The organism is Citrobacter sp. wls708 (genome assembly GCF_005281255.1).
Classification (GTDB): Bacteria; Pseudomonadota; Gammaproteobacteria; order Enterobacterales; family Enterobacteriaceae; genus Citrobacter; species Citrobacter werkmanii.
Genome location: NZ_SZXE01000015.1, coordinates 178202 through 200458, shown reverse-complemented (window position 1 = coordinate 200458; position 22257 = coordinate 178202). Strand labels below are relative to the sequence as shown.

Here is a 22257-nt window from a genome sequence, read left to right as displayed (position 1 = left end):
AAAGGCGCCTTTAACAGCGCCTTTTTTTATTTCATTGCGCCTGAACGTGCATAATAAAAAGAACATCACAACAACAAATACCGGAGGCTGTATGCCGCTGCATAACTTAACGCGCTTTCCACGTCTGGAATTTATTGGCGCACCAACACCGCTCGAATATCTTCCACGCTTCTCCGACTATCTTGGGCGCGATATTTTCATCAAACGCGATGACGTTACGCCGATGGCCATGGGCGGCAATAAACTGCGTAAGCTGGAGTTTCTGGCTGCGGATGCGCTGCGTGAAGGGGCCGATACGTTGATAACCGCGGGCGCTATCCAGTCTAACCATGTGCGCCAGACGGCGGCGGTAGCGGCTAAACTTGGCCTGCACTGCGTGGCGCTGCTGGAAAATCCGATTGGCACCACGGCGGAAAACTATCTCAGCAACGGCAACCGTCTGCTGCTGGACCTGTTTAATACCCAGATTGAAATGTGCGATGCGCTGACCGATCCGAATGCGCAACTTCAGGAACTGGCGACGCGGATTGAAGCGCAAGGGTTCCGTCCGTACGTGATCCCGGTTGGGGGTTCCAATGCTCTGGGCGCGCTGGGCTATGTGGAAAGCGCGCTGGAAATTGCGCAACAGTGTGAAGGGGCCGTAGAGCTGTCTTCCGTGGTCGTGGCGTCGGGCAGCGCGGGTACGCATGCCGGACTGGCCGTTGGGCTGGAACAGCTGATGCCACACGTTGAGCTGATTGGCGTGACCGTCTCGCGCAGCGTGGCCGATCAAAAGCCCAAAGTTGTTACGCTACAGCAGGACATTGCCCGTGAACTGGAACTGACGGCCTCAGCGGATATCCTGCTATGGGATGATTATTATGCGCCGGGCTACGGTACGCCAAACGAAGAGGGCATGGAAGCAGTAAAACTGCTGGCGCGGCTGGAAGGCATCTTGTTGGATCCGGTCTATACCGGCAAGGCGATGGCGGGTCTGATTGACGGCATCAGCCAGAAGCGCTTTAAAGATGAAGGGCCAATTCTCTTTATCCATACCGGTGGGGCGCCTGCATTGTTTGCCTACCATCCTCACGTGTAACAATCAGGTAGAAAAACGTAATGCAAGAAAGTATCCAACTGGTGATCGATTCCCTACCGTATCTGCTTAAAGGCGCGGTTTTTACGCTGCAACTGAGTATCGGCGGGATGTTCTTTGGCCTCGTGCTGGGGTTTATCCTGGCGCTAATGCGCCTGTCGCCGCTATTACCTGTACGTTGGCTGGCGCGCTTTTATATCTCTGTCTTTCGCGGAACGCCGTTGATCGCCCAACTTTTTATGATCTATTACGGTCTGCCGCAGTTTGGTATTGAGCTGGATCCCATCCCGGCGGCGATGATTGGTTTGTCGCTGAATACGGCGGCCTACGCGGCGGAAACGCTGCGGGCGGCAATCTCCTCCATCGATAAAGGGCAGTGGGAAGCGGGGGCCAGTATTGGCATGACGCGCTGGCAGACCATGCGCCGGGCGATCCTGCCGCAGGCGGCACGCGTTGCGCTGCCGCCGCTGAGCAACAGCTTTATCAGCCTGGTGAAGGACACTTCGCTGGCCGCGACTATTCAGGTTCCTGAACTGTTCCGTCAGGCGCAGCTGATTACCTCGCGTACGCTGGAAGTGTTCACTATGTATCTGGCGGCCTCCTTGATTTATTGGGTAATGGCGACAGTGCTTTCTGCGCTGCAGAACTATTTTGAAGAACAACTGAACCGCCAGGAGAAAGAGCCGAAATGAGTGCTATTGAAGTCAGAAACCTGGTCAAAAAATTCCATGGGCAAACGGTGCTGCATGGGATCGATCTCGACGTCAAACCCGGTGAAGTTGTGGCGATTATCGGACCGAGCGGTTCGGGCAAAACCACGCTGCTGAGGAGCATTAATTTGCTGGAGCAACCGGAGGCGGGCACCATTAAAGTGGGTGAGATAACCATTGATACCGCGCGGTCGTTAACTCAGCAGAAAGGACTGATTCGCCAGTTGCGCCAGCACGTAGGCTTTGTGTTCCAGAACTTTAATTTGTTTCCCCATCGAACGGTGCTGGAAAACATTATTGAAGGTCCGGTGATTGTCAAAGGCGAACCTAAAGCCGAAGCGACAGTCCGTGCGCGCGAACTGCTGGCAAAAGTCGGGCTGGCGGGAAAAGAAACCAGCTATCCGCGCCGCCTGTCCGGTGGGCAGCAGCAGCGCGTGGCGATTGCCCGGGCGCTGGCGATGCGACCAGAGGTTATTTTATTCGATGAACCCACCTCAGCGCTTGACCCTGAACTGGTTGGCGAGGTGCTTAATACCATTCGCCAGCTGGCGCAGGAAAAACGCACCATGGTGATTGTGACGCATGAAATGAGCTTTGCGCGTGATGTGGCTGACCGGGCGATATTTATGGATCAAGGACGGATAGTGGAGCAGGGACCCGCTAAATCTTTATTTACGCATCCGCAACAGCCGCGAACCCGTCAGTTTCTCGAAAAATTCCTCATGCAATAAATAGTACAAGCAGCACTCACCGGCATTGTTTTATGGTGAGTGCTGTGCGCATAACTATTTATAAATATTGCTTTATTATTAATGCTTGATTCTGTTGCTTACTCTGGCGATTGAGTCACGCTCAAGTAATTTTTCATTTGTCCGATAATTTGCATATATAAAATACATTTATGTGTTAGCTTGTTTCATATGTTTGGATGATTATCAATCGCAGGGGCATTACCACTTAGTATGCAGGATCATGATTTCTTTACCTGGCGACGGAGCATGCTGTTACGCTTTCAGGAAATGGCGACGGCAGAGGATGTCTATAATGAGTTACAACAACAGACGCAGCATTTAGAGTTCGATTTCTACGCACTCTGTGTTCGTCATCCCGTACCCTTTACCCGTCCTAAAACGTCACTTCATACGACCTATCCCAAAGCGTGGGTGGCACATTATCAGTCCGAGAATTATTTCGCCATTGATCCGGTGCTGAAGCCTGAAAACTTCAGCCAGGGGCATTTACCCTGGGACGATAGCTTGTTTCGTGATGCGCAACCCCTGTGGGACGCCGCACGCAATCACGGTTTACGCAAAGGGATGACGCAATGTTTAATGTTGCCGAATCGGGCGTTGGGATTTTTATCGGTATCGCGAGCGAGTGTCCAAAATAGTCGTTTTGCGAATGATGAAGTGGAGCTCAGAATGCAGCTTCTGGTGCGGGAAAGCCTGTCGGTGCTGACGCGACTGGAAGATGACATGGTCATGGTGCCAGAGATGCGTTTTAGCAAGCGGGAAAAAGAAATATTGAAGTGGACCGCAGAGGGGAAAACGTCTTCGGAGATAGCGATAATACTGTCGATTTCTGAAAATACCGTTAACTTTCACCAGAAGAATATGCAAAAGAAATTCAATGCGCCAAACAAAACGCAGATAGCGTGTTACGCCGCTGCGACCGGGCTTATCTGAATAAATTATCGTTCTGAGTGTCAGACGCAAAACCGGCTGATAGCAATGCTGTCAGCCGGTTTCTTGTTACTGGCGGTAGGCCTGTTTAATTTGCTTAACAGTGCTGGAAAATACCGCAGCCTGTGATTGATCTTCAATCAGCGCGATCTGTTTTTCCATTTTAAGAATCACGCGTCCAGCATCGGCTTGACCCATTGCCTGCAGCATCAGTGTTAACAGGGCTTTCAGACAGGTGACTTCATTGGCCAGTTCCTGGTTATTCTCAGCAGTGGAAAAGTCAGGCGTACTCATTTATTTTCCTCGTTATGTTTCAATGAAAAAGTGCGATGTCAGATCTTAAGGCGGCGGAGTATACCATAAGCGAGGCTAAAAATATCAGTGGTTGTTTTTTGTGCAAGCTAAAGGGATGGACATTAAAATAAACAACATGTTGCAGTGCATATATTTTCTCCACTTGTTGTTTATTTCGAGTATTTTACTCGTTAATTATTGTTACAACTTTGGCTGCCTGTTTTGCATTCAGCGCAGGAATATGAATTTTTTGTCACTATTCTGAAACAGCTATGCAGATATAACCGTGGCAGCAGGCTATGAGGCCTGAAATTTTCCACCCGCCGTACAATCTAATTTCCAAAAACGAGAGCAAAATCGAAAGTCGGACGTTTTTTACATTTCAAAGTTGAGATAAAACCCGTTAACATAGGACCGATTAACTATCGGTAGCGTTATCCCTATTCTGGAGATATTCCTTTGATCAACGTTTTTCTTGTTGATGACCACGAACTGGTGCGCGCAGGGATACGACGCATTCTGGAAGATATAAAAGGCATAAAAGTTGTCGGCGAAGCGTGCTGCGGTGAAGATGCGGTGAAATGGTGCCGCTCAAATACCGTGGACGTTGTGCTGATGGATATGAATATGCCCGGTATTGGCGGTCTCGAAGCAACCCGCAAAATTGCGCGTTCAACGGCAGACATTAAAGTGATTATGCTGACGGTACATACCGAGAACCCGTTACCTGCAAAGGTCATGCAGGCAGGTGCCGCGGGGTATCTCAGCAAAGGAGCCGCCCCCCAGGAAGTTGTGAGTGCCATTCGTTCGGTTTATTCCGGGCAACGTTATATTGCCTCCGATATCGCTCAGCAGATGGCGCTCAGCCAGATTGAACCTGAGAAAACGGAAACCCCGTTTGCCAGTTTGTCTGAACGCGAGTTGCAGATTATGCTGATGATCACCAAAGGTCAGAAGGTCAATGAGATTTCAGAACAACTGAATCTTAGTCCTAAAACGGTGAACAGCTATCGCTATCGAATGTTCAGTAAATTAAACATTCACGGCGATGTCGAGTTGACTCACCTGGCAATTCGCCATGGCCTGTGTAATGCGGAGACATTAACAAGCCAGTGACCGATCAGTTTGATGCCAAAGCGTTCCTGAAGAGCGTAACCAGTCAGCCCGGTGTTTATCGTATGTATGATACCGCCGGGACGGTTATCTATGTCGGGAAAGCGAAAGACCTGAAAAAAAGGCTTTCCAGTTACTTCCGTAATAATCTCGCGTCGCGTAAGACCGAGGCGTTGGTCGCGCAAATCCAGCAGATTGATGTCACGGTGACACACACCGAAACCGAAGCGTTATTGCTTGAACACAACTACATCAAGCTGTATCAGCCGCGCTATAACGTATTGCTGCGCGATGATAAATCGTATCCTTTTATTTTCCTCAGCGGCGATACTCATCCACGCCTGGCGATGCATCGTGGGGCCAAGCATGCCAAAGGCGAGTACTTTGGACCGTTCCCCAACGGCTATGCCGTACGAGAAACGCTGGCGCTGTTGCAGAAAATTTTTCCCATCCGCCAGTGCGAAAACAGCGTGTATCGCAATCGCTCGCGACCTTGCCTGCAATATCAGATTGGCCGTTGCCTCGGTCCCTGTGTGGCGGGCCTGGTGAGTGAAGAAGAGTATGCACAGCAGGTCGAGTACGTCCGTTTATTCCTGTCCGGGAAAGACGATCAGGTATTAACCCAACTGATCGCCCGGATGGAAAAGGCCAGCCAAAATCTCGAATTTGAAGAGGCTGCGCGTATTCGTGACCAAATTCAGGCTGTACGTCGCGTCACCGAAAAACAGTTTGTCTCGAATTCCGGGGATGATCTGGACGTTATCGGGGTGGCGTTTGACGCTGGCATGGCTTGTGTGCACGTACTGTTCATTCGTCAGGGTAAAGTGTTGGGCAGTCGCAGCTATTTCCCGAAAGTACCGAATGGAACAGAACTCGGCGAGGTGGTGGAAACCTTTGTCGGGCAGTTTTATTTGCAGGGAAGTCAAATGCGTACCTTACCCGGCGAGATCCTGCTCGATTTTAATCTTAGCGATAAAACTCTGCTGGCGGATTCATTGTCTGACCTGGCCGGGCGGAAGATTAATGTTCAGACGAAACCGCGCGGAGATCGTGCGCGTTATCTGAAACTGGCGCGTACCAACGCGGCAGTAGCGTTAACCACCAGGCTTTCTCAGCAGTCGACCATTACTCAGCGACTGACGGCGCTGGCATCGGTATTGAAGTTACCCGCTGTAAAACGCATGGAATGTTTTGACATCAGCCATACGATGGGCGAGCAGACGGTCGCCTCCTGCGTGGTTTTTGATGCCAATGGCCCACTGCGCGCAGAGTATCGTCGTTACAACATCACCGGCATTACGCCGGGCGACGATTATGCGGCGATGAATCAGGTTCTGCGTCGGCGTTACGGTAAGGCGATAGAAGAAAGTAAGGTTCCGGACGTCATATTGATCGATGGCGGTAAAGGTCAGTTGGGACAGGCGAAAGCCGTTTTTGCCGAGCTGGATGTTCCCTGGGATAAACAGCACCCACTTTTGCTGGGGGTGGCGAAAGGGGCCGATCGTAAAGCGGGTCTGGAAACGCTATTCTTTGAGCCGGAAGGAGAGGGCTTTAGCCTGCCGCCGGATTCGCCCGCATTGCATGTGATACAGCATATCCGCGATGAATCTCACGATCATGCGATCAGCGGACACCGGAAAAAACGCGCGAAGGTGAAAAGTACCAGCACGCTTGAGACCATTGAAGGCGTTGGGCCTAAGCGTCGGCAGATGTTGTTGAAATATATGGGCGGTTTGCAAGGTCTTCGTAACGCAAGTATTGAAGAAATTGCAAAAGTGCCGGGTATTTCGCAAGCTCTGGCAGAAAAGATCTTCTACTCGTTGAAACATTAGGCCCTCTGTAGCAACATAGGGGTAATTTCACTGACAACAGATAGTTATCCGTCATATGCAATTTAATATCCCTACGTTGCTCACGCTGTTTCGCGTCATCCTGATCCCATTCTTTGTATTGGCGTTTTATCTGCCATTCACCTGGGCTCCCTTTGTTTGTGCGCTGATCTTCTGTATTGCGGCGGTCACCGACTGGTTTGATGGCTATCTGGCGCGTCGCTGGAACCAAAGCACGCGTTTTGGCGCCTTCCTCGACCCCGTTGCCGATAAAGTGCTGGTTGCTATCGCGATGGTGCTGGTGACGGAGCACTATCACAGCTGGTGGGTGACGCTTCCTGCCGCCACGATGATCGCGCGTGAAATTATCATCTCTGCGCTACGTGAATGGATGGCAGAACTGGGTAAACGCAGCAGTGTGGCAGTGTCCTGGATCGGTAAAGTGAAAACCACTTCGCAGATGGCCGCATTGGCGTGGTTGCTGTGGCGTCCAAATATTTGGGTAGAGTATGCCGGGATCGCACTTTTCTTCGTCGCTGCGGTACTGACTTTGTGGTCAATGTTCCAGTATTTGAGCGCTGCATGGGGAGATTTGCTTGAACAGTGATCGTTTCGGCGCAAATTTCAGCAAACGATCGTCAGTGGTGAAAAATATCGTTGACTCATTGCGTCAGGTAAGTAGAATGCAACGCATCGAACGGCAGCACTGATTGCCAGACGATAACAAAATCAAGTGATTAACAAAGTTACTTGGTGATGCGGGAATAGCTCAGTTGGTAGAGCACGACCTTGCCAAGGTCGGGGTCGCGAGTTCGAGTCTCGTTTCCCGCTCCAAATTAAAGGCATCGGCAATAGCGGATGTCGGCTGAAAAGCCAGAAGATTTCGGCGCGTTAGCAAAGCGGTTATGTAGCGGATTGCAAATCCGTCTAGTCCGGTTCGACTCCGGAACGCGCCTCCAATTTCTTCCCGAGCCCGGATGGTGGAATCGGTAGACACAAGGGATTTAAAATCCCTCGGCGTTCGCGCTGTGTGGGTTCAAGTCCCACTCCGGGTACCATGGGAAAGAATAGAATAATCAAAGCAATAAGCAGTGTCGTGAAACCACCTACGGGTGGTTTTTTTGTGCCTGTAATTCGTCGTTTTATCCTGCCTGATACGTAAAATGCCCTTCAAACATTTGCAATAGATAATCACTCTATCGACGAATCGGTGCGTTAAGCATAAATCGTCCTCGGGCAGGGTTGTTGATAAACCCATTTCGGGCAGGATTATCGTTGAGGTCCTGGAAACCATTTATCATGGTGGGATCGCCAAAGCTATCCTGAATCGCTAAATGTCTGTGGATTCGGTTTGGTGCCCTGAACGTGAAAGCGAAATCATCTGTCCCGCCAATGATGATGATGCCATTACCGGCACGGAGTGCCGCGCTTAACGCTTGCTCACTCGCGGCCTGATTTTGTAACGCGCTGGCTGTGGCAGATGATGACGCCAGCAGCAGTAAGATGAGAACGGCGCATGAAAATACCGATGGCAGTTTCATGATTAATACCTGTTAAGAGTATGGCTATTAAAGTATAGCTTGATGTTGTCACCTCAACTGAAAAGAAAACCAACAATTTAACCAACTGTTCCTACTGAGCTTGAGAAGCCGGGAGAGTAGCGCCGCGCGGTTAAGAACTATAATAACAGTCGACAGGCGATGACTCCTGTTGGCAGATAGTACAGATACAGGGGGCGGCCATGAGCGTCTCATTTTTTCCGCTAGTTGCATTCACCGCGTTGCTTGTCTTTAGTTACTCAGTATGGTCGGTGGAAGAAAGAGGGGGATTATCACCGCGAGCCCGAGCCACGGATCCTGTTGCATTTTCGCTGCAGTCATTTAACAACATGACCTCTTATCAGGTCATGCTGCGATCTTCATCTGCGCAGGATGAGAATAAAATCATTCGCTACAGCTATCAGAAACCCGGCTACGTACGAATGGATTTTTCCCAGCCGCATTCAGGCGCGGTGCTCATCTTTAATCCCGTCACCGGTAAAGTGACATTATGGCCATTTGGTGTGGGGTCGTTGCCCATTTTGCACCTGTCGCCGACCAATTCATTGATCCAGGATGAGCGCGGTCATCGGGTGGATCGTTCTGATATCGGCGTGTTGTTAGGTAATATTCGCCATCTGCAGCGCGAGGGAACAACGACGGTTGTTGCTCAGGAGCGTCTAGCGGGGCGGGAGACGACGCATGTGTCTGTGGTTGGGCCAGGAATAATGACAGTGGATGGCGTTCACCGCTACGACGTCTGGCTGGATAATTATCACGGATTCCCTGCCAAAGTGATCGGCTATGCCCCAAATGGGCGGCGATTAGAAACTGTTCTTCTGGAAGCTATGGTTATCAACATCCGTTTTCCCGCTAATTTCTTCACGCCTTGAGGGAGCCCGTACTATGGCTGAGTATCAGTTTTCCACGGTCTGGCGGGTTGAGGCTTCAATCCAGGAGGTATGGGATATTTTTTCCCATCCGGACCAGTGGCCGGAATGGTGGGGCAGTCTGGAAAGAATTGTGGAGATCAAGAAGGGGGATTTACAGGGCATTGGCGCGCTACATCGTTATACCTGGAAAGGGGCGCGTCCTTATCGTTTAACCTTTGATATCAACGTATTGAATATTCTCCCTTGCTCTCTGCTTGAAGGACAAGCCAGCGGGGCGGTAGAAGGGCGAGGTGTGTGGTCTTTTACTGCGAGTGGCAAAGAGACTATTGTCAAATATGACTGGAATGTCCGAACCACTATCCGTTGGATGAATTATCTTGCCCCGCTGGCGGCACCCGTATTTCGCTGGAATCACAATACGGTCATGCGTGAGGGGGCAAGAGGATTAGCCCGTAAACTGGCAACGAAGGTGCATATATTTTGAGCTCAGTCAGCGTTGGGGATTAATGAGCGTCCTGATATTTAAAATTGCCTCCACTATTGATTAATAACTTAGCGATCTCAGTCAATGTCTTATCATACACGGCGGCATTTTGTAGACCTGCCTGGCGCAGAAGTTCTAAGTTTTCACGCGATGCGTTATCCAGCGTTGGATCGGCGCCGTATAGTTCAGGCTGTATTCTGTAGTATTTAGAATTTTTTACCGTTGAGGCAATTTGTTGCAGATAATACGCGGTCATCTGCGGCCCCCCCTCAAGCGCGATATCAATAGCCGGTTTTGCCCAGCCAAAGGGACCCCAGTCCTTAACTTCGGAATAGGAATACCCCTGCAATTTCTTGCCGGTTCCCAGTGAGACAATAATCATATCCTTAATGCCAGCGACATTACTGAATTTAATCGCTTCGGAATAGGCACAGAGCGCGGGGTCGTTTGCTACCACACCGCCATCAACCAGGACAAATTTTTCGGGAACAGGGGGCAATGAATAAATACGCGCTGCTTCGAAATAGGTGGGAGCCGCAGAGGTACCCCGTAAAGCGTCCCTGACCAGAAAGTCCCGATTTTTGGCGAGGGCTGAATGTTGTTTGAAAATGACAGGAAGACGACTGCTCACGTCATAAGAAACAAAGCAGGTTGGTCTTAATAATTCACTGAGTTTTGTTTCACCGAATGCCATTTTTAATACTCGCTCCAGCTCCTTTGCAGAATATTTCTCATCGGTAGCGCCACCCAGTGAACTGATTGTTTTCCAGACACCGACATCAAAAATTTCATCCCCATCCTGAAGGTAGAAATTGACGGCTTCCTGAGCGGAGAACTTTGGTTTTCCTTTTGTGTCAGGGCAAACATAAGCAGAACACAGAATGGCCCCGGTACTGGTACCGGCAACCAGATCGAAGTAATCCGCAATTCTGGCGGCAGGATTTTCTGATATATCCTGCAATTTCTTCTCCAGTGCCACAAGTAGCATACCCGGCAGGATGCCCCTGATCCCGCCGCCATCAATAGACAGTATTCTCATTGCCATTTTTACTTCCTCCCAGAATATGAAACGGGATTATGGATTGGGTTATTTCTACTATTGCATGCATTTAAATATAGGCCGGATTTCTGCTGCGTTTGCTTCATGCGACAGGGTGATCTGGCAGATTGATATCCGCTTGCTACTGTACTTTTTTGCCTGTAAATGGCTTAATAGCGACCTTGTAGTCTCTCATTTCATTCACAGTTAACAGGTCTGTTATTGATGAATAATCTCCATCGACTCGCCTTTTTAAGTCAGCGTCTGTCTGCTGTGATGATCGCCGGTTTCCCAACGGGCCGTAGCTCAACTCTTACAACATGGACAGACAGCAATGCAACGTCGACAATTTCTCAAAAATAGCGTTCTCCTTTCCGCCGCCGGTTTAGTCGGGCCTACGGTTCTTAGCCAGACGGTACATGCCGCGGAGCCAACAGTCGCGCCTGTCGCGCGTCGACGCTTTGTCTTATCACAAACGTATAAACTCAACCCTGCTGAGGGATCGCGCGGTGTGGTGAAACTCTGGATCCCGCTACCTGTAGATACCGCGTTTCAACAAATGACAGCCCTTGCCTTTAGCGGGAACTATCATCAGGCGTATGTCACCACCAACAATGCCTATGGCGCGAAGACGCTGTTCGCCACCTGGCCAGACTCCCAGAGCGAATTGTTGATTAACGTTGATATCGACATTGAAACCGCCGACTGGGAGCCGTTGAAGCAGGATGCGCTAAAAACCTGGCAAGTACCGGAGCAGATTATTTATCCGCTGGATGTAAAACCCTACTTGTTACCGACGGCACATACGCCTGTTGATGGGCTGGTTCTGGAAACCGCGCGCAAAATTACCGGTAATGAGCAAGATCCGCTGAAAAAAGCGCGTCTCATTTACGACTGGGTGAGTAGCCATATGGAACGAGATAATGACGTTATTGGCTGCGGTACCGGTGATGTGGCGGAGATCTTAAAAAGCGGCAAGCTCAAGGGAAAATGTATCGATATGAGCTCCGTTTTTGTTGCTTTGGCACGGGCCAGCGGTATTCCGGCGCGTGAACTGTTTGGCATCCGTCTGGGCAAAGCCAATAAGCTCGAGCGCTACTCGACAAGCGCCTTTGGCAAGGCCGATAGCGCAGGCGTTGCCGATGTCAGCGGTGGACAGCACTGTCGCGCCGAATTCTATCTGGCAGGCTACGGTTGGTTACCGTGCGATCCCGCTGACGTGACCAAAATGCGTCTGACTGAGAAAAAATCGCATCAGGACGCCGATGTCCAGGCCGTCAACGCTTACCTGTTTGGTAACTGGGAAATGAACTGGGTAGGATTCAACTACGGACGTGATTTCGAGTTGTATCCGGCGACAGAGCAGGGCGCCATGAACAACTTTGGTTATCCTTACGCAGAAGTCGATGGCGACCCGATCAATTTCTACGATCCTAAAGTGTTCTCCTACCGCTATGTCGCCACAGAACAACGCTAAAGGCGCGGGACTGACCCTGCTGACGGCCGCGGCGGCTGCCGTTACTGCCGGCTTATGCTGCGTTGGGCCGCTGTTATATCTGTTATTTGGTATTTCAGCGGCGAGCTTTGCTGTTTTAACCCGGTTTGAGGTTTTACGAATTCCTTTGATGCTGCTGTCATTGGGATTATTACTGCGTGTTTTCTGGCGACTCTATTTTTCCAAACGGTTGTGGTGTTCTGGCTGGCTAACCCTGAAACAAGCGCGCGTTCTCTACTGGTGTGCGCTGGCGTTGATTTTGCCGGTGTTATTTTACCCAACGCTGGTTGCCTGGTTTTATGAGGTGTTTGAATGAAGATTTTCACGTTAGTTGCAGGCTTATTATTGCCGTTGTGGGTTCAGGCGGCCAATCAAAAAGTGGTGCTGGATATACAAAATATGACCTGCTCGTTATGCGTAATTTCGGTCAATCAGGCATTACGCGAAACCGATGGCGTCATTAAGGCGAAATCCTCACTCAAGACAAGGCAGGCAGAAGCGATCGTGCCTGAAGGTTTTCCTACCGAGACTTTGCTTAAAGCGGTAGCAAAAACCGGGTATAGCGCGACGCTTAACCGTATTGAGCAACAATAACCACCTACGGGTGGTTTTGTTCTGTTTTCCCGGTATGATGCCCGGCGGCCTGGTGTTCTCTTTTGTGCGTTAACTACCGGAATTCCCCTCGTTTCCTGTTAACCTGAACTGGCGGCAGTTGTAAGCCGCCCACGCCCATTTGTATCTGTTATCCCTCCAGCCATGTAGGATGATTACAGGCGAGAATTTTTGACTAAGGAAAAGCGTTATGAAAACGGGACCATTAAACGAGAGCGAACTGGAATGGCTGGATGATGTACTGACTAAGTACAATACGGACAAGGCTATTCTGGATGTGTCAGAACTGGATGGTTTGCTGACGGCGGTGCTGAGTTCACCGTATGAAATTGAACCGGAGCAGTGGCTGGTCGCAATTTGGGGTGGTGCGCAGTATGTCCCTCGCTGGTCCTCCGAAAAAGAAATGACGCGCTTCATGAACCTGGCGTTTCAGCACATGGCGGATACGGCCGATCGTCTGGATGAATACCCTGAGCAGTTTGAGCCGCTGTTTGGTCTGCGTGAAATTGACGAGCATGAACTGACCATCGTAGAAGAGTGGTGCTTTGGTTATATGCGCGGCGTCGCGTTGTCGGACTGGTCCGCATTACCGGATACGTTGAAACCGGCGCTCGAGGCTATTGCGCTGCATGGCACAGAAGAAAACTTCGCGGTGGTTGAGAAACTGACGCCAGAAGAGTTTGAAGAAAGCGTGGACGCTATCCGTCTGGCGGCGTTGGATCTGCATGCCTGGTGGATGGCGCATCCGCAGGAAACGCCGGTGAAGGTGCCGGTAAAAGTGGATGCCAAGGTAGGACGTAACGACCCGTGCCCGTGCGGCAGTGGGAAAAAATACAAGCAGTGCTGTCTGCATTAACAGAAAGGGGCGTAAAGCCCCTTTTGTTTAACCCACTTCAGGCAGTAACCCTGCTGCAATGGAAAACTGTACCGCGATCACCATAATGCCGCACATAAACACCAACGCCAGCGCCGGTGCGCCACCCGCCACGCGGTAGTTAGCCTGCGGGTTATGTTTTCTGCTTTGCCATGCCAGCATGGCGGGGATCAGTAGCGCCAGTACCGCGAGGGCAACGCCCGCATATCCCAGCGCCATCACGAAACCACGTGGATAGAACAGCGCGAATGCCAGCGGCGGCAGGAACGTCACCACGCCGGTTTGCATCCTTCCTGCTACGGTATTTCGGCGCTGGAAAAGGTCTGCCAGATAGTCAAACAGCCCCAGCGCGACACCGAGGAAAGAGGTCGCCAGTGCGAGATCGGCAAACAAATGTACCGCCAGTTCAACGTGCGGCGATGCCACGACTTCACGTAATGCCTGTAGCAATCCGTTTAAACCAGCGTGGTTGGCTAACAGCCCCATGAACGTGGACGAGTTAATGCTGCCCAGCGTTGCCAGTTGCCAGAAAATATAGGCGATCAGAGGAATGGCGCTACCGGTAATAAATACCCAGCGTAGTTTACGGATGTTACCGTTCATATAGCTGACGATACTCGGAACGCTGCCGTGAAAACCGAACGACGTGAAGATAACCGGGATCGCGGACAGCGCCAGCCCTTGCTGAAGCGGCAGCGTAAGCAGATTCACTTTATGGATATGCGGCATTAACAGGGCCAGCATCGCCACCAGGAAAATTATCTTGGCACTGAACAACAGACGGTTGAACAGATCGACCAGCGACGTCCCAACGCAAACCACACCACCGGCAACAAAGGTGAACAGCAGTACACCTGTTGATGGCGAGATAGCTGTCCCGGTCCAGTCGCTGATGCTGGAGGCCAGCAGTTCACCTGCGCCACTGATATACGCCGCCGTCAGCGCGTACATTAAAAACATCATGCTAAAACCCGTTACCCATTGTCCGTAACGGCCAAGATAACGTTTCGCCAGGGTACCCAGCCCGGTGTCAGCCGGTACGTGTTGATACACTTCAAGCAGCAACAGCGCGGTGTAGCACATTAACGCCCACAGACTGACTAACAATACCAGCGTGACGCTAAACCCCACGCCTGCCGCAGCCAGCGGCATTGCCAACATACCGGCACCAATCGTGGTTCCCGCCACGATAAAAATACTACCCAGGGTTCTGTTTTTCACGCTTTCCTCTGTCCCAGAGATAATCAACGGTTATATCTGCGGCGCAGGTTAAGGCAAAACATTATTTTCGTCAAATCACCGTTACAATGCATGTACATTAATCTTTACGATTATTGGGTGATTTTAAGATGTATGGGAAATGACATTTATCTGCTGGTAAACCTGTGTTAGCGCAAAGCAGCGCCCTGCGGTTCACATTAGGCTATGCCCTTTATTGAGGAGGTAGTATGGAATCTATTCACGGGCATGAAGTGCTCAACATGATGATTGAATCTGGCGAGCAGTATTCAAATGCCAGTCTTGAAGCGGCGATTACGGCTCGTTTTGGCGAGCGGGCACGTTTTCACACCTGTTCTGCGCAAGGAATGACGGCGGCTGAGCTGGTGGCATTTTTAGCGGCGAAGGGGAAGTTTATTGCAAAAGAAGACGGCTTCTCTACGCACGAAAGCAAGATCTGCCGCCATTAAGATTATCGAATAACGGTGGCATCTCACCACCGTTATCCAACAGAATTAATTCTGCGTATCGAGCGTAGCCAGCTCTTTGTCGATGAAATAAAGACCTTCACCGCTTTTTCCTGCCAGCGATAGCTTATCAATAACAGATTTAAATAATTTCTCTTCTTCATGCTGCTCGGCAACATACCACTGCAGGAAATTAAACGTCGGATAATCCTGGTGGGTCATTGCCGCGTGAGCCAGTTCATTAATTTTCCGGGTGATCAGCTGTTCGTGTTCGTAAGTGACACGGAACAGTTCGTCCAGAGAAGCATATTCAGCGAAGGGGGAAAAGACGGTATTAATACGCGGTAAGCTACCGGTGTCAGTCAGGTAGTCGAACAGACGCTGCATATGCGTCATCTCTTCCTGGGCGTGACGGCGCAGAAACGCGGCAGCACCTTCGAAGCTGTGATAGCTGCACCACGCGCTCATCTGTTGGTAGAGCAGAGATGAATATAATTCAAGATTCATTTGCTCATTCAGTTGGTCGATCATTTCTGTTTTCAGCATGGTTCTGCTCCACAAACGTTATTATATATTACGTGGCGCCACTATAATTTGTTATTTAATTATTTGCAAAAGGTAAAATAATAAATTTATTTATTAAAAATACGAATGGGAATAAAACGCATTAACGCTATTGAGCGGAGGATATAAATACCGAAGTAACAAATGACCAGCAAAAAAATGCTGGTCGAAAATATTAGTAATTGAATGAGGACGCTGGAGATACCGCGACGCCGTGACACTGCCAGGCGAGCGTAATTTTGGTGTTCAAACACAAAGAACCGGCATATACGCTACAGGTTGACACTGGCTGCCCAAACGCAACGGCGCTGGCATAACCCATACGCTGGCACTCTTTGGTGGCGGTTCCCTGGGTTACGTAGTCATCGGTTCGTGCCGTTTGCAACAGGGCCTGGTTGTAAGTCAGGCGAACCACGCCGGTGATGGCGCTGGCTTCGCTCACCTGCGCCTGTTTAGTAATAGTGCATCCTGTCAGCACGAGCGGCAAAAGGGCAATGATAAAGGTCTTCATGAGATCGCTCTGAAAGTTCGGAGATAGTCTATCATGGCATGCCTTTCGACGTATCAATGGCTTGAATAGCCTGAAGATCACCTGCGATTAATCGCAACGACGTTACTTTCTTGAGGCCATTCTGAGCTGCTGAGGGAAAAATGTGAGCCCTTCATTACTTTATAAAACAAAATTTCATTAAATTTGAAAGTGGGTTTGCAAAATAGTAATGTGGCCTGAATGTTATGACTTCAGCAGTCCACGCTACGCATTCAGGAGATGACAGAATGAAAATTGCATTGATGATGGAAAACAGCCAGGCAAGCAAAAACGCCATCATTCATAACGAGCTTAAAGCCGTTGCGGATGAGAAAGGTTTTCCCGTTTATAACGTCGGCATGAGCGATGAAAATGACCATCATCTGACCTACATTCATTTAGGGATTATGGCCAGCATCCTGCTGAATTCCAGAGCCGTGGATTTTGTGGTCACCGGCTGTGGTACGGGTCAGGGCGCAATGATGTCACTGAATATCCATCCGGGAGTCGTATGCGGCTACTGCCTCGATCCGGCGGACGCATTCTTGTTTTCTCAGATCAACAATGGGAATGCGCTTTCTCTGGCCTTCGCCAAAGGCTTTGGCTGGGGCGCCGAGCTCAATGTGCGCTATATGTTTGAAAAAGCGTTTACTGGACGTACCGGGGAAGGTTATCCACCGGAACGTAAAGAGCCGCAGGTGCGTAACGCCGGTATTCTGAATCAGGTGAAAGCGGCAGTGGTAAAAGAGAATTATCTGGATACGCTGCGCGCTATCGCTCCTGAACTGGTGAAAACCGCCGTCTCGGGTCCACGCTTCCAGCAGTGCTTCTTTGAAAACTGCCAGGACAAGTCGATCGAAGCGTTTGTGCGCGAGATTATTGGCTAAATCCTGCTGGCCCGGCGGTGTTCTCCCGCCGGGCTATCTGTTCTTATCTGACACCGCACTTCCGGCATCACGGGTAAGCCGCAGCGTATCCACCATACCGACCAGACAAATTATGGCGATAGCCACAAAGGCCAGGCGGAAGCTGATCCCCGGAATATTGCCCAGCGCCAGCCATTCACTGACTTCAGCGCCGATACGGATCCCAATAGCGGCTAATGAAATTCCCAGTCCCACTGCTAACTGTGTTGCCGTACTGAACAGGGTATTGGCGTAGCTCATTTGCGACGCGGGGACGTCCGCAAACGCAAGCGTACTGACGCCGGTAAACTGGATTGAACGGAACACACCGCCCAGATACAGCACCAGCAAAATAACCCATACGGGCGTTTGCGGCGTTATCAATGCACAGGCCAGCAGCGCCAGGACGTTAAGGGCCCCGTTGATCAACAGCAATTTCTTAAAGCCCAGCCAGCGTATCAACGGCGTGGTGGCAGGTTTTATCGTCAGATTGCCTACAAACACCGCCAGCACCAGCGAACCTGCGTGAAAAGCGTTCATGCCAAAACCTACCTGGAACATTAACGGCAGCAGAAATGGTACGGCGCTGATAGAGGCGCGAAACAGCGATCCGCCATACATCGTGACGCGAAAAGTCGGGACGCTCATGGCATCAAGACGAATCATCGGCCAGGCGGCGCGGCGAAAATGGCGTAGGGCAAACAGGAAAGTCGCTATTCCCAGCGTGAGAAGTCCGGCAGTTAGCCAACCCTGCGGCTGCTGGGTTCCCAGCAACTCCATGGCATACACCAGACTTACCATGGCAACAGAGGTCGCGACAAACCCCGCTATATCAAACGGACGGTGCTCGTCGTCATGAATATCCGGAATAAAACGTAGCGCCAGCGCTATCGCCAGTATTCCCAATGGGACGTTAATGAAGAAGATCCACCGCCAGTTGGCATAGCTGGTGATGAATCCGCCAAGCGGAGGACCGATGATGGGCGCGACTAACGCGGGCCAGGTCAGAGTCGCAATGGCGGTGATTAACTGATGTTTAGGCGTGGTGCGTAATACCGCAAGGCGGCCAACAGGAACCATTAATGCGCCGCCCACGCCCTGTAAGATTCGCATGGCGACAAAGCTTTCAAGACTGGTGGACAAACCGCATAAGACCGAGGCGAGGGTAAATATCGCCAGTGCGAGGGTAAACACTTTTCTGGCGCCAAAGCGGTCCGCAATCCAGCCGCTGGCGGGGATAAGTACGGCGAGGGTGATCAGGTAGGCGCTAATACCAATATTCAGGTCAACCGCCTGTACGCCAAAGCTTTTGGCCATGTCGGGCAGGGCGGTAGCGATCACCGTACCGTCAATAAACTCCATAAAGAAAGCGCCGGCTACAAGTAATGCCGCCGGGGAGAGACCGCGTTTATTCTCAACTGCTAAATGTTCACTCATGTTGTGCTTGCCATCTCAAAAGAAACTGACCGGGTCTGTTTTTTTATTTTCAGCGTATCCGTTATGCGTACGCCGCTACCGTTTCGATCGCTGAATGGGTACTATGACGACCTTTCTATAAGGAGCTCATTATGTCCCAAACACTGAATGCCGATCAGGAACTGCTCTCGGACGTTGTTGCCTGTCAGCTGGTTATCAAACAAATTCTGGATGTCATTGATGTTATCGCCCCGGTAGAAGTCCGGGAGAAAATGTCCAGCCAACTGAAAAGCATCGACTTTTCAAGTCACCCTGCAGGTGCCGATCCGGTTACTATGCGCGCAATACAAAAAGCAGTTGCCTTGATCGAGTTGAAATTCACGCCGCAGAATGAGTCTCACTAAAATAAACCGTTGTTTCAGGTTTTAGAAAGGTTTTTTGTGCCTTTGAGAATGAGAGGCGCGAGCGTAGCGATCATTGAGCGCTAGCCGGATAAGATGCGTGGCATGACTATCCGGCTAGCGTTATGAAAATTGAAGATTAGTGATGTTGGTAGTTTACGACGTTCAGCAGATGTTTATCGGTTTGCGCCATGCACAGTCCCGCGCGTTTCGCGCTGCGGACTTCATCAAGAATGGTTTGTAACAGTACGCCATCCTGCTGCTGCTCTTTTTCCAGATCGTGGAGAAAATCAACGGTTGGCTCATCGTTCAATGCTTCAGCTTCATTGGTTAAGCGTGAAAGCTTACTCGAACGCTGTTGGTACTCATCCAGTGTTTTCTGAAACAGTTCTTCAAGGGAAGTCAGTTCATCACCCGGAACATCGATGGCCTTGACGATGGGGTTAGCCCCGGCGCTTTTCATAAAATTAAACATACGCATCATTTGAGTTACGTTACCCTGCGCCTGCGTGCGTAGAAACGTTGCGGTACCTGTCAGGCTATGTTCGTAGCACCATTCGCTAAGGTGCAGGTAAAGATTCGATGCGTAGAACTCAAGATTCATTTGCGTGTTGAGTTTATGAACAATTCCAACTGCAGCCATATCAATATCCTTATTTCCAGAAAGGAGAATGTACGTTACTAACGTCAGTGCAACGGGCTGTCGCCGCACTTCACATCTACGTACAATTAAAACTGTTAGCAGAATAAATCCGTTCCGCCGGTCCTTTAGTGATCACGGATTATATCCGCTTCCGATCGAGATTCAGCATAGCGCGTGATCTGACATAAGAAAATCCTTAAATCTGCATATTTATGTTTTTTTACATATTGTCATAGCAATATTCTTAATGGCTGCATTTCGTCATATAGGGTGCGTGAATGTAATTGATTGATATTTAAGTATTTAAATCAATATTCTGAAAATGAAATGTTGTTTCATATCACAAAATTAAATTTAACAATACGCTATTGTCTTGACCTCGCTGATTATGAAGTCCCGGCTGGTAGCGATTTCACGATTGGGTAAGGTAAATGAAAACTATCTGGTAGTTAATATTTTGCGCCAGATCATTTTTGCTGAAATTAATAAATTTAACGACCTGTACGATTCGGCATTTATTGTTTGGTGAATGTGGGGAAATCGAGGAGTTACCTATGAAAAAGGTTGCGGTGCTGCTGGCGCCTGGTTTTGAAGAGGCGGAAGCGATTGTTACCATTGATATTCTGCGTCGCCTGAATATCGAAGTCGAAACGCTGGCCTGCGCGGAGTCGCGTGCGGTGGTGAGCTATCATGACGTACCGATGGTGACCGACAGTACGTTGGCTGCGCGTCAGGCCCATCTCTACGATGCCGTCGTGTTGCCTGGGGGGCCGCAAGGTAGCGTTAATCTTGCCGCCAGCGAGGCAGTCATCCAGTTTGTCACCTGCCATGATGAGGCGGGAAAACTGATTTGTCCTGTGTGCTCTGCGGCCGCGCGCGTACTGGGCGGCAACGGTCTGCTAAAGGGGCGTCGCTACGTGTGCTCGGGAGATTTATGGCAAAACGTCACGGATGGCGAATATATCGATGCGCCCGTTGTTGAGGATGGCAATCTTATTAGCGGCAAAGGATTAGGGCATATTTTTGATTTTGCGTTTACGCTTTCGGCGCGTCTGTTGGGAGATGATATTCCGGTTCGCGATCACGCCGACCACATTTACTACCCATGGTAAACATTGTTTTCCCGAATGCTTCAGCATTCGGGGACAAGGATTTGCTGACTGATGTTATGGACTAATCTGCTATTTCTCTTTTTCTTCGTCGTCAAAATCGCGTTTTTTTATGTCATTTCTCGCTGAATTTATGTACGCAATTACTGTAATTCTGTGGTGTGATGCCGCTCTCTTATGGAGAATCAATTTCCCGCTAAAAATACTCTCAGCACTGGCATTGATCTTATCAATAAAAGGTAATGCCTTGTTTTACGTCCGAATTACAAAAAATCGTCTGATTTTACCCTACATAAAAGAACGTTAAAGCTGGAGTTGACCATGCACAAATTCACTAAAGCGCTGGCGGCCATCGGCCTGGCTGCCATTATGTCACAATCCGCTATCGCTGAGTCCATGAAGCTCGGTTTCCTGGTCAAACAACCGGAAGAACCGTGGTTCCAGACTGAATGGAAATTTGCCGATAAAGCCGGTAAAGACCTTGGTTTTGAGGTGATAAAAATCGCCGTCCCGGATGGTGAGAAAACCCTTAACGCGATTGACAGCCTGGCTGCAAGCGGTGCGAAAGGGTTTGTGATTTGTACGCCGGATCCCAAACTCGGGCCTGCCATTATGGCGAAGGCGCGCGGTTACGATATGAAAGTCATTGCTGTCGATGACCAGTTTGCCAACGCGAAAGGGAAACCGATGGACACCGTGCCGCTGGTCATGATGGCGGCAACAAAAATTGGTGAACGCCAGGGTCAGGAGCTGTACAAGGAGATGCAAAAGCGCGGGTGGGATGTGAAATCCACCGCGGTAATGGCCATTACCGCGAACGAACTGGATACCGCGCGCCGCCGCACTTCAGGCTCAATGGAAGCGCTTAAAGCTGCGGGCTTCCCGGAAAAACAGATCTACCAGGTTCCAACCAAATCGAATGATATCCCTGGCGCATTCGACGCCGCCAACTCCATGCTTGTTCAGCATCCTGAAGTCAAACATTGGCTGATCGTGGGGATGAACGACAACACTGTGCTGGGCGGCGTACGTGCGACCGAAGGGCAAGGCTTTAAAGCGCCGAACGTGATCGGTATCGGTATTAACGGCGTTGACGCGGTGAGTGAACTCTCTAAAGGCGAAGCGACCGGGTTCTACGGTTCATTACTGCCAAGCCCGGACGTTCACGGCTATAAATCAAGCCAAATGCTCTACAACTGGGTAACGAAAGGTGCAGAGCCACCGATGTTTACTGAAGTGACGGATGTGGTGCTGATTACCCGCGATAACTTCAAAGAAGAACTGGCGAAGAAAGGTTTAGGCGGTAAGTAACATAAATGCCGGATGCGTCGCCAAAGCGTCTGATCCGGCCTACGAATTACGTACTC

At 50.2% G+C, this 22257-nt stretch carries 26 protein-coding genes and 3 tRNA genes; 21 read left to right on the top strand and 8 right to left on the bottom strand.

The genetic code is table 11. The annotated features are described in order from the left end of the window. The first annotated feature begins 91 nt into the window (after nucleotides 1-91). The 4 genes from dcyD (at nucleotide 92) to sdiA (ending at nucleotide 3470) form a co-directional block, all read left to right on the top strand. Nucleotides 92-1078: a D-cysteine desulfhydrase gene (gene dcyD / locus FDW97_RS06175; protein WP_087856025.1), complete on the top strand. Its 987-nt coding sequence runs from the start codon at nucleotides 92-94 to the stop codon at nucleotides 1076-1078. 20 nt (nucleotides 1079-1098) lie between these two features. Then, nucleotides 1099-1767, top strand: coding sequence for a cystine ABC transporter permease (tcyL, locus tag FDW97_RS06170; RefSeq protein WP_006684074.1), 669 nt, complete (start codon nucleotides 1099-1101; stop codon nucleotides 1765-1767). Further along, nucleotides 1764-2516 (top strand): L-cystine ABC transporter ATP-binding protein TcyN, encoded by a 753-nt coding sequence (gene tcyN / locus FDW97_RS06165; protein WP_137350775.1) that lies wholly within the window; start codon nucleotides 1764-1766, stop codon nucleotides 2514-2516. Before tcyL ends, tcyN begins: the two co-directional genes overlap by 4 nt. A gap of 231 nt (nucleotides 2517-2747) precedes the next feature. Further along, entirely contained in the window at nucleotides 2748-3470 is a 723-nt protein-coding gene (sdiA, locus tag FDW97_RS06160) for a transcriptional regulator SdiA (protein WP_038641538.1), read from the top strand. Between the two features lie 66 nt (nucleotides 3471-3536). On the opposite strand, the gene FDW97_RS06155 is transcribed toward sdiA, so the two are convergent. After that, the gene (locus FDW97_RS06155) at nucleotides 3537-3761 is read right to left on the bottom strand and encodes a DUF2594 family protein (RefSeq protein WP_006684077.1); all 225 of its coding nucleotides are present in this window, start codon (nucleotides 3759-3761) and stop codon (nucleotides 3537-3539) included. 459 nt (nucleotides 3762-4220) lie between these two features. On the opposite strand from FDW97_RS06155, the gene uvrY reads away from it, so the two are divergent. The 6 genes from uvrY to FDW97_RS06125 all read left to right on the top strand — a co-directional run bounded on the left by uvrY (nucleotide 4221) and on the right by FDW97_RS06125 (nucleotide 7761). Beyond that, the gene (gene uvrY / locus FDW97_RS06150; protein WP_038641535.1) at nucleotides 4221-4877 is read left to right on the top strand and encodes a UvrY/SirA/GacA family response regulator transcription factor; all 657 of its coding nucleotides are present in this window, start codon (nucleotides 4221-4223) and stop codon (nucleotides 4875-4877) included. Continuing rightward, nucleotides 4874-6706 (top strand): excinuclease ABC subunit UvrC, encoded by a 1833-nt coding sequence (gene uvrC, locus FDW97_RS06145; RefSeq protein ID WP_137350774.1) that lies wholly within the window; start codon nucleotides 4874-4876, stop codon nucleotides 6704-6706. Before uvrY ends, uvrC begins: the two co-directional genes overlap by 4 nt. Nucleotides 6707-6761: 55 nt before the next feature. Beyond that, on the top strand, nucleotides 6762-7310 hold the full coding sequence (pgsA, locus tag FDW97_RS06140) for a CDP-diacylglycerol--glycerol-3-phosphate 3-phosphatidyltransferase (RefSeq protein WP_038641531.1): 549 nt from the start codon (nucleotides 6762-6764) through the stop codon (nucleotides 7308-7310). A gap of 151 nt (nucleotides 7311-7461) precedes the next feature. Then, nucleotides 7462-7537: transfer RNA gene (locus tag FDW97_RS06135), tRNA-Gly, on the top strand. 51 nt (nucleotides 7538-7588) lie between these two features. Further along, nucleotides 7589-7662 (top strand) — tRNA-Cys (locus FDW97_RS06130). A gap of 12 nt (nucleotides 7663-7674) precedes the next feature. Beyond that, a tRNA-Leu gene (locus FDW97_RS06125) sits at nucleotides 7675-7761 on the top strand. Nucleotides 7762-7899: 138 nt separating this feature from the next. Here FDW97_RS06125 and FDW97_RS06120 read toward each other — a convergent pair. Next, complete coding sequence (locus FDW97_RS06120; protein ID WP_085048013.1) at nucleotides 7900-8244, bottom strand: hypothetical protein; 345 nt, start codon at nucleotides 8242-8244, stop codon at nucleotides 7900-7902. Between the two features lie 200 nt (nucleotides 8245-8444). Between FDW97_RS06120 and FDW97_RS06115 the strand changes: the two genes are divergently transcribed. Continuing rightward, nucleotides 8445-9134: a DUF1571 domain-containing protein gene (locus FDW97_RS06115; RefSeq protein WP_137350773.1), complete on the top strand. Its 690-nt coding sequence runs from the start codon at nucleotides 8445-8447 to the stop codon at nucleotides 9132-9134. 13 nt (nucleotides 9135-9147) lie between these two features. Continuing rightward, a complete protein-coding gene (locus FDW97_RS06110; RefSeq protein ID WP_137350772.1) occupies nucleotides 9148-9618 on the top strand; it encodes an SRPBCC family protein in 471 nt (156 codons plus the stop codon). Nucleotides 9619-9637: 19 nt separating this feature from the next. Here FDW97_RS06110 and FDW97_RS06105 read toward each other — a convergent pair whose 3' ends face one another. Beyond that, entirely contained in the window at nucleotides 9638-10663 is a 1026-nt protein-coding gene (locus FDW97_RS06105; RefSeq protein WP_085048015.1) for a patatin-like phospholipase family protein, read from the bottom strand. A gap of 328 nt (nucleotides 10664-10991) precedes the next feature. Here FDW97_RS06105 and FDW97_RS06100 point away from each other — a divergent pair, with 328 nt between their 5' ends. The 4 genes from FDW97_RS06100 (at nucleotide 10992) to FDW97_RS06085 (ending at nucleotide 13620) form a co-directional block, all read left to right on the top strand. Further along, nucleotides 10992-12134: a transglutaminase-like domain-containing protein gene (locus tag FDW97_RS06100; protein ID WP_137350771.1), complete on the top strand. Its 1143-nt coding sequence runs from the start codon at nucleotides 10992-10994 to the stop codon at nucleotides 12132-12134. Next, nucleotides 12112-12468, top strand: coding sequence for a mercuric transporter MerT family protein (locus FDW97_RS06095; protein ID WP_137347792.1), 357 nt, complete (start codon nucleotides 12112-12114; stop codon nucleotides 12466-12468). The genes FDW97_RS06100 and FDW97_RS06095 overlap by 23 nt, the downstream gene beginning before the upstream one ends. Beyond that, a complete protein-coding gene (locus FDW97_RS06090) occupies nucleotides 12465-12746 on the top strand; it encodes a heavy-metal-associated domain-containing protein (RefSeq protein ID WP_038641518.1) in 282 nt (93 codons plus the stop codon). Before FDW97_RS06095 ends, FDW97_RS06090 begins: the two co-directional genes overlap by 4 nt. Nucleotides 12747-12954: 208 nt before the next feature. Then, nucleotides 12955-13620, top strand: a complete 666-nt coding sequence (locus FDW97_RS06085; protein WP_042307734.1) for a YecA family protein — start codon at nucleotides 12955-12957, stop codon at nucleotides 13618-13620. 27 nt (nucleotides 13621-13647) lie between these two features. Here the strand turns inward: FDW97_RS06085 and tyrP are convergent, their stop codons facing one another. Beyond that, entirely contained in the window at nucleotides 13648-14859 is a 1212-nt protein-coding gene (gene tyrP, locus FDW97_RS06080; RefSeq protein WP_069323583.1) for a tyrosine transporter TyrP, read from the bottom strand. A gap of 227 nt (nucleotides 14860-15086) precedes the next feature. Between tyrP and FDW97_RS06075 the strand changes: the two genes are divergently transcribed. Then, nucleotides 15087-15326 (top strand): YecH family metal-binding protein, encoded by a 240-nt coding sequence (locus FDW97_RS06075; protein ID WP_038641513.1) that lies wholly within the window; start codon nucleotides 15087-15089, stop codon nucleotides 15324-15326. A gap of 45 nt (nucleotides 15327-15371) precedes the next feature. On the opposite strand, the gene ftnA is transcribed toward FDW97_RS06075, so the two are convergent. Both ftnA and FDW97_RS06065 read right to left on the bottom strand, forming a co-directional pair. Further along, nucleotides 15372-15869 carry a non-heme ferritin gene (gene ftnA / locus FDW97_RS06070; RefSeq protein WP_137350770.1) on the bottom strand — a complete coding sequence of 166 codons (498 nt, stop codon included), beginning with the start codon at nucleotides 15867-15869 and terminating at the stop codon, nucleotides 15372-15374. Nucleotides 15870-16062: 193 nt separating this feature from the next. Next, on the bottom strand, nucleotides 16063-16398 hold the full coding sequence (locus tag FDW97_RS06065; protein ID WP_137350769.1) for a YecR-like lipofamily protein: 336 nt from the start codon (nucleotides 16396-16398) through the stop codon (nucleotides 16063-16065). 266 nt (nucleotides 16399-16664) lie between these two features. Here FDW97_RS06065 and FDW97_RS06060 point away from each other — a divergent pair, with 266 nt between their 5' ends. Beyond that, a complete protein-coding gene (locus FDW97_RS06060) occupies nucleotides 16665-17303 on the top strand; it encodes an RpiB/LacA/LacB family sugar-phosphate isomerase (RefSeq protein ID WP_137350768.1) in 639 nt (212 codons plus the stop codon). 33 nt (nucleotides 17304-17336) lie between these two features. Here the strand turns inward: FDW97_RS06060 and FDW97_RS06055 are convergent, their stop codons facing one another. Next, complete coding sequence (locus FDW97_RS06055; RefSeq protein ID WP_137350767.1) at nucleotides 17337-18758, bottom strand: MFS transporter; 1422 nt, start codon at nucleotides 18756-18758, stop codon at nucleotides 17337-17339. A 131-nt stretch (nucleotides 18759-18889) separates the two neighbouring features. On the opposite strand from FDW97_RS06055, the gene FDW97_RS06050 reads away from it, so the two are divergent. Next, entirely contained in the window at nucleotides 18890-19141 is a 252-nt protein-coding gene (locus FDW97_RS06050) for a DUF2766 family protein (protein ID WP_005127709.1), read from the top strand. Between the two features lie 136 nt (nucleotides 19142-19277). Here the strand turns inward: FDW97_RS06050 and FDW97_RS06045 are convergent, their stop codons facing one another. Further along, the gene (locus FDW97_RS06045; protein ID WP_038641501.1) at nucleotides 19278-19781 is read right to left on the bottom strand and encodes a non-heme ferritin-like protein; all 504 of its coding nucleotides are present in this window, start codon (nucleotides 19779-19781) and stop codon (nucleotides 19278-19280) included. A 554-nt stretch (nucleotides 19782-20335) separates the two neighbouring features. On the opposite strand from FDW97_RS06045, the gene FDW97_RS06040 reads away from it, so the two are divergent. Together FDW97_RS06040 and FDW97_RS06035 are read left to right on the top strand one after the other, a co-directional pair. After that, the gene (locus FDW97_RS06040; RefSeq protein ID WP_137350766.1) at nucleotides 20336-20893 is read left to right on the top strand and encodes a DJ-1/PfpI family protein; all 558 of its coding nucleotides are present in this window, start codon (nucleotides 20336-20338) and stop codon (nucleotides 20891-20893) included. Nucleotides 20894-21211: 318 nt separating this feature from the next. After that, nucleotides 21212-22201 carry an arabinose ABC transporter substrate-binding protein gene (locus FDW97_RS06035; protein WP_038641497.1) on the top strand — a complete coding sequence of 330 codons (990 nt, stop codon included), beginning with the start codon at nucleotides 21212-21214 and terminating at the stop codon, nucleotides 22199-22201. Nucleotides 22202-22257 lie beyond the last annotated feature (56 nt).

What these genes read in the sequence shown, in the direction of transcription:
- dcyD (WP_087856025.1), top strand. Translation starts at nt 92, where the DNA reads ATGCCGCTGCATAACTTAACGCGCTTTCCACGTCTGGAATTTATTGGC.
- tcyL (WP_006684074.1), top strand. Translation starts at nt 1,099, where the DNA reads ATGCAAGAAAGTATCCAACTGGTGATCGATTCCCTACCGTATCTGCTT.
- tcyN (WP_137350775.1), top strand. Translation starts at nt 1,764, where the DNA reads ATGAGTGCTATTGAAGTCAGAAACCTGGTCAAAAAATTCCATGGGCAA.
- sdiA (WP_038641538.1), top strand. Translation starts at nt 2,748, where the DNA reads ATGCAGGATCATGATTTCTTTACCTGGCGACGGAGCATGCTGTTACGC.
- FDW97_RS06155 (WP_006684077.1), bottom strand. Translation starts at nt 3,761, where the DNA reads ATGAGTACGCCTGACTTTTCCACTGCTGAGAATAACCAGGAACTGGCC.
- pgsA (WP_038641531.1), top strand. Translation starts at nt 6,762, where the DNA reads ATGCAATTTAATATCCCTACGTTGCTCACGCTGTTTCGCGTCATCCTG.
- FDW97_RS06120 (WP_085048013.1), bottom strand. Translation starts at nt 8,244, where the DNA reads ATGAAACTGCCATCGGTATTTTCATGCGCCGTTCTCATCTTACTGCTG.
- FDW97_RS06115 (WP_137350773.1), top strand. Translation starts at nt 8,445, where the DNA reads ATGAGCGTCTCATTTTTTCCGCTAGTTGCATTCACCGCGTTGCTTGTC.
- FDW97_RS06110 (WP_137350772.1), top strand. Translation starts at nt 9,148, where the DNA reads ATGGCTGAGTATCAGTTTTCCACGGTCTGGCGGGTTGAGGCTTCAATC.
- FDW97_RS06105 (WP_085048015.1), bottom strand. Translation starts at nt 10,663, where the DNA reads ATGGCAATGAGAATACTGTCTATTGATGGCGGCGGGATCAGGGGCATC.
- FDW97_RS06100 (WP_137350771.1), top strand. Translation starts at nt 10,992, where the DNA reads ATGCAACGTCGACAATTTCTCAAAAATAGCGTTCTCCTTTCCGCCGCC.
- FDW97_RS06095 (WP_137347792.1), top strand. Translation starts at nt 12,112, where the DNA reads ATGTCGCCACAGAACAACGCTAAAGGCGCGGGACTGACCCTGCTGACG.
- FDW97_RS06090 (WP_038641518.1), top strand. Translation starts at nt 12,465, where the DNA reads ATGAAGATTTTCACGTTAGTTGCAGGCTTATTATTGCCGTTGTGGGTT.
- FDW97_RS06085 (WP_042307734.1), top strand. Translation starts at nt 12,955, where the DNA reads ATGAAAACGGGACCATTAAACGAGAGCGAACTGGAATGGCTGGATGAT.
- FDW97_RS06075 (WP_038641513.1), top strand. Translation starts at nt 15,087, where the DNA reads ATGGAATCTATTCACGGGCATGAAGTGCTCAACATGATGATTGAATCT.
- ftnA (WP_137350770.1), bottom strand. Translation starts at nt 15,869, where the DNA reads ATGCTGAAAACAGAAATGATCGACCAACTGAATGAGCAAATGAATCTT.
- FDW97_RS06065 (WP_137350769.1), bottom strand. Translation starts at nt 16,398, where the DNA reads ATGAAGACCTTTATCATTGCCCTTTTGCCGCTCGTGCTGACAGGATGC.
- FDW97_RS06060 (WP_137350768.1), top strand. Translation starts at nt 16,665, where the DNA reads ATGAAAATTGCATTGATGATGGAAAACAGCCAGGCAAGCAAAAACGCC.
- FDW97_RS06055 (WP_137350767.1), bottom strand. Translation starts at nt 18,758, where the DNA reads ATGAGTGAACATTTAGCAGTTGAGAATAAACGCGGTCTCTCCCCGGCG.
- FDW97_RS06050 (WP_005127709.1), top strand. Translation starts at nt 18,890, where the DNA reads ATGTCCCAAACACTGAATGCCGATCAGGAACTGCTCTCGGACGTTGTT.
- FDW97_RS06045 (WP_038641501.1), bottom strand. Translation starts at nt 19,781, where the DNA reads ATGGCTGCAGTTGGAATTGTTCATAAACTCAACACGCAAATGAATCTT.
- FDW97_RS06040 (WP_137350766.1), top strand. Translation starts at nt 20,336, where the DNA reads ATGAAAAAGGTTGCGGTGCTGCTGGCGCCTGGTTTTGAAGAGGCGGAA.
- FDW97_RS06035 (WP_038641497.1), top strand. Translation starts at nt 21,212, where the DNA reads ATGCACAAATTCACTAAAGCGCTGGCGGCCATCGGCCTGGCTGCCATT.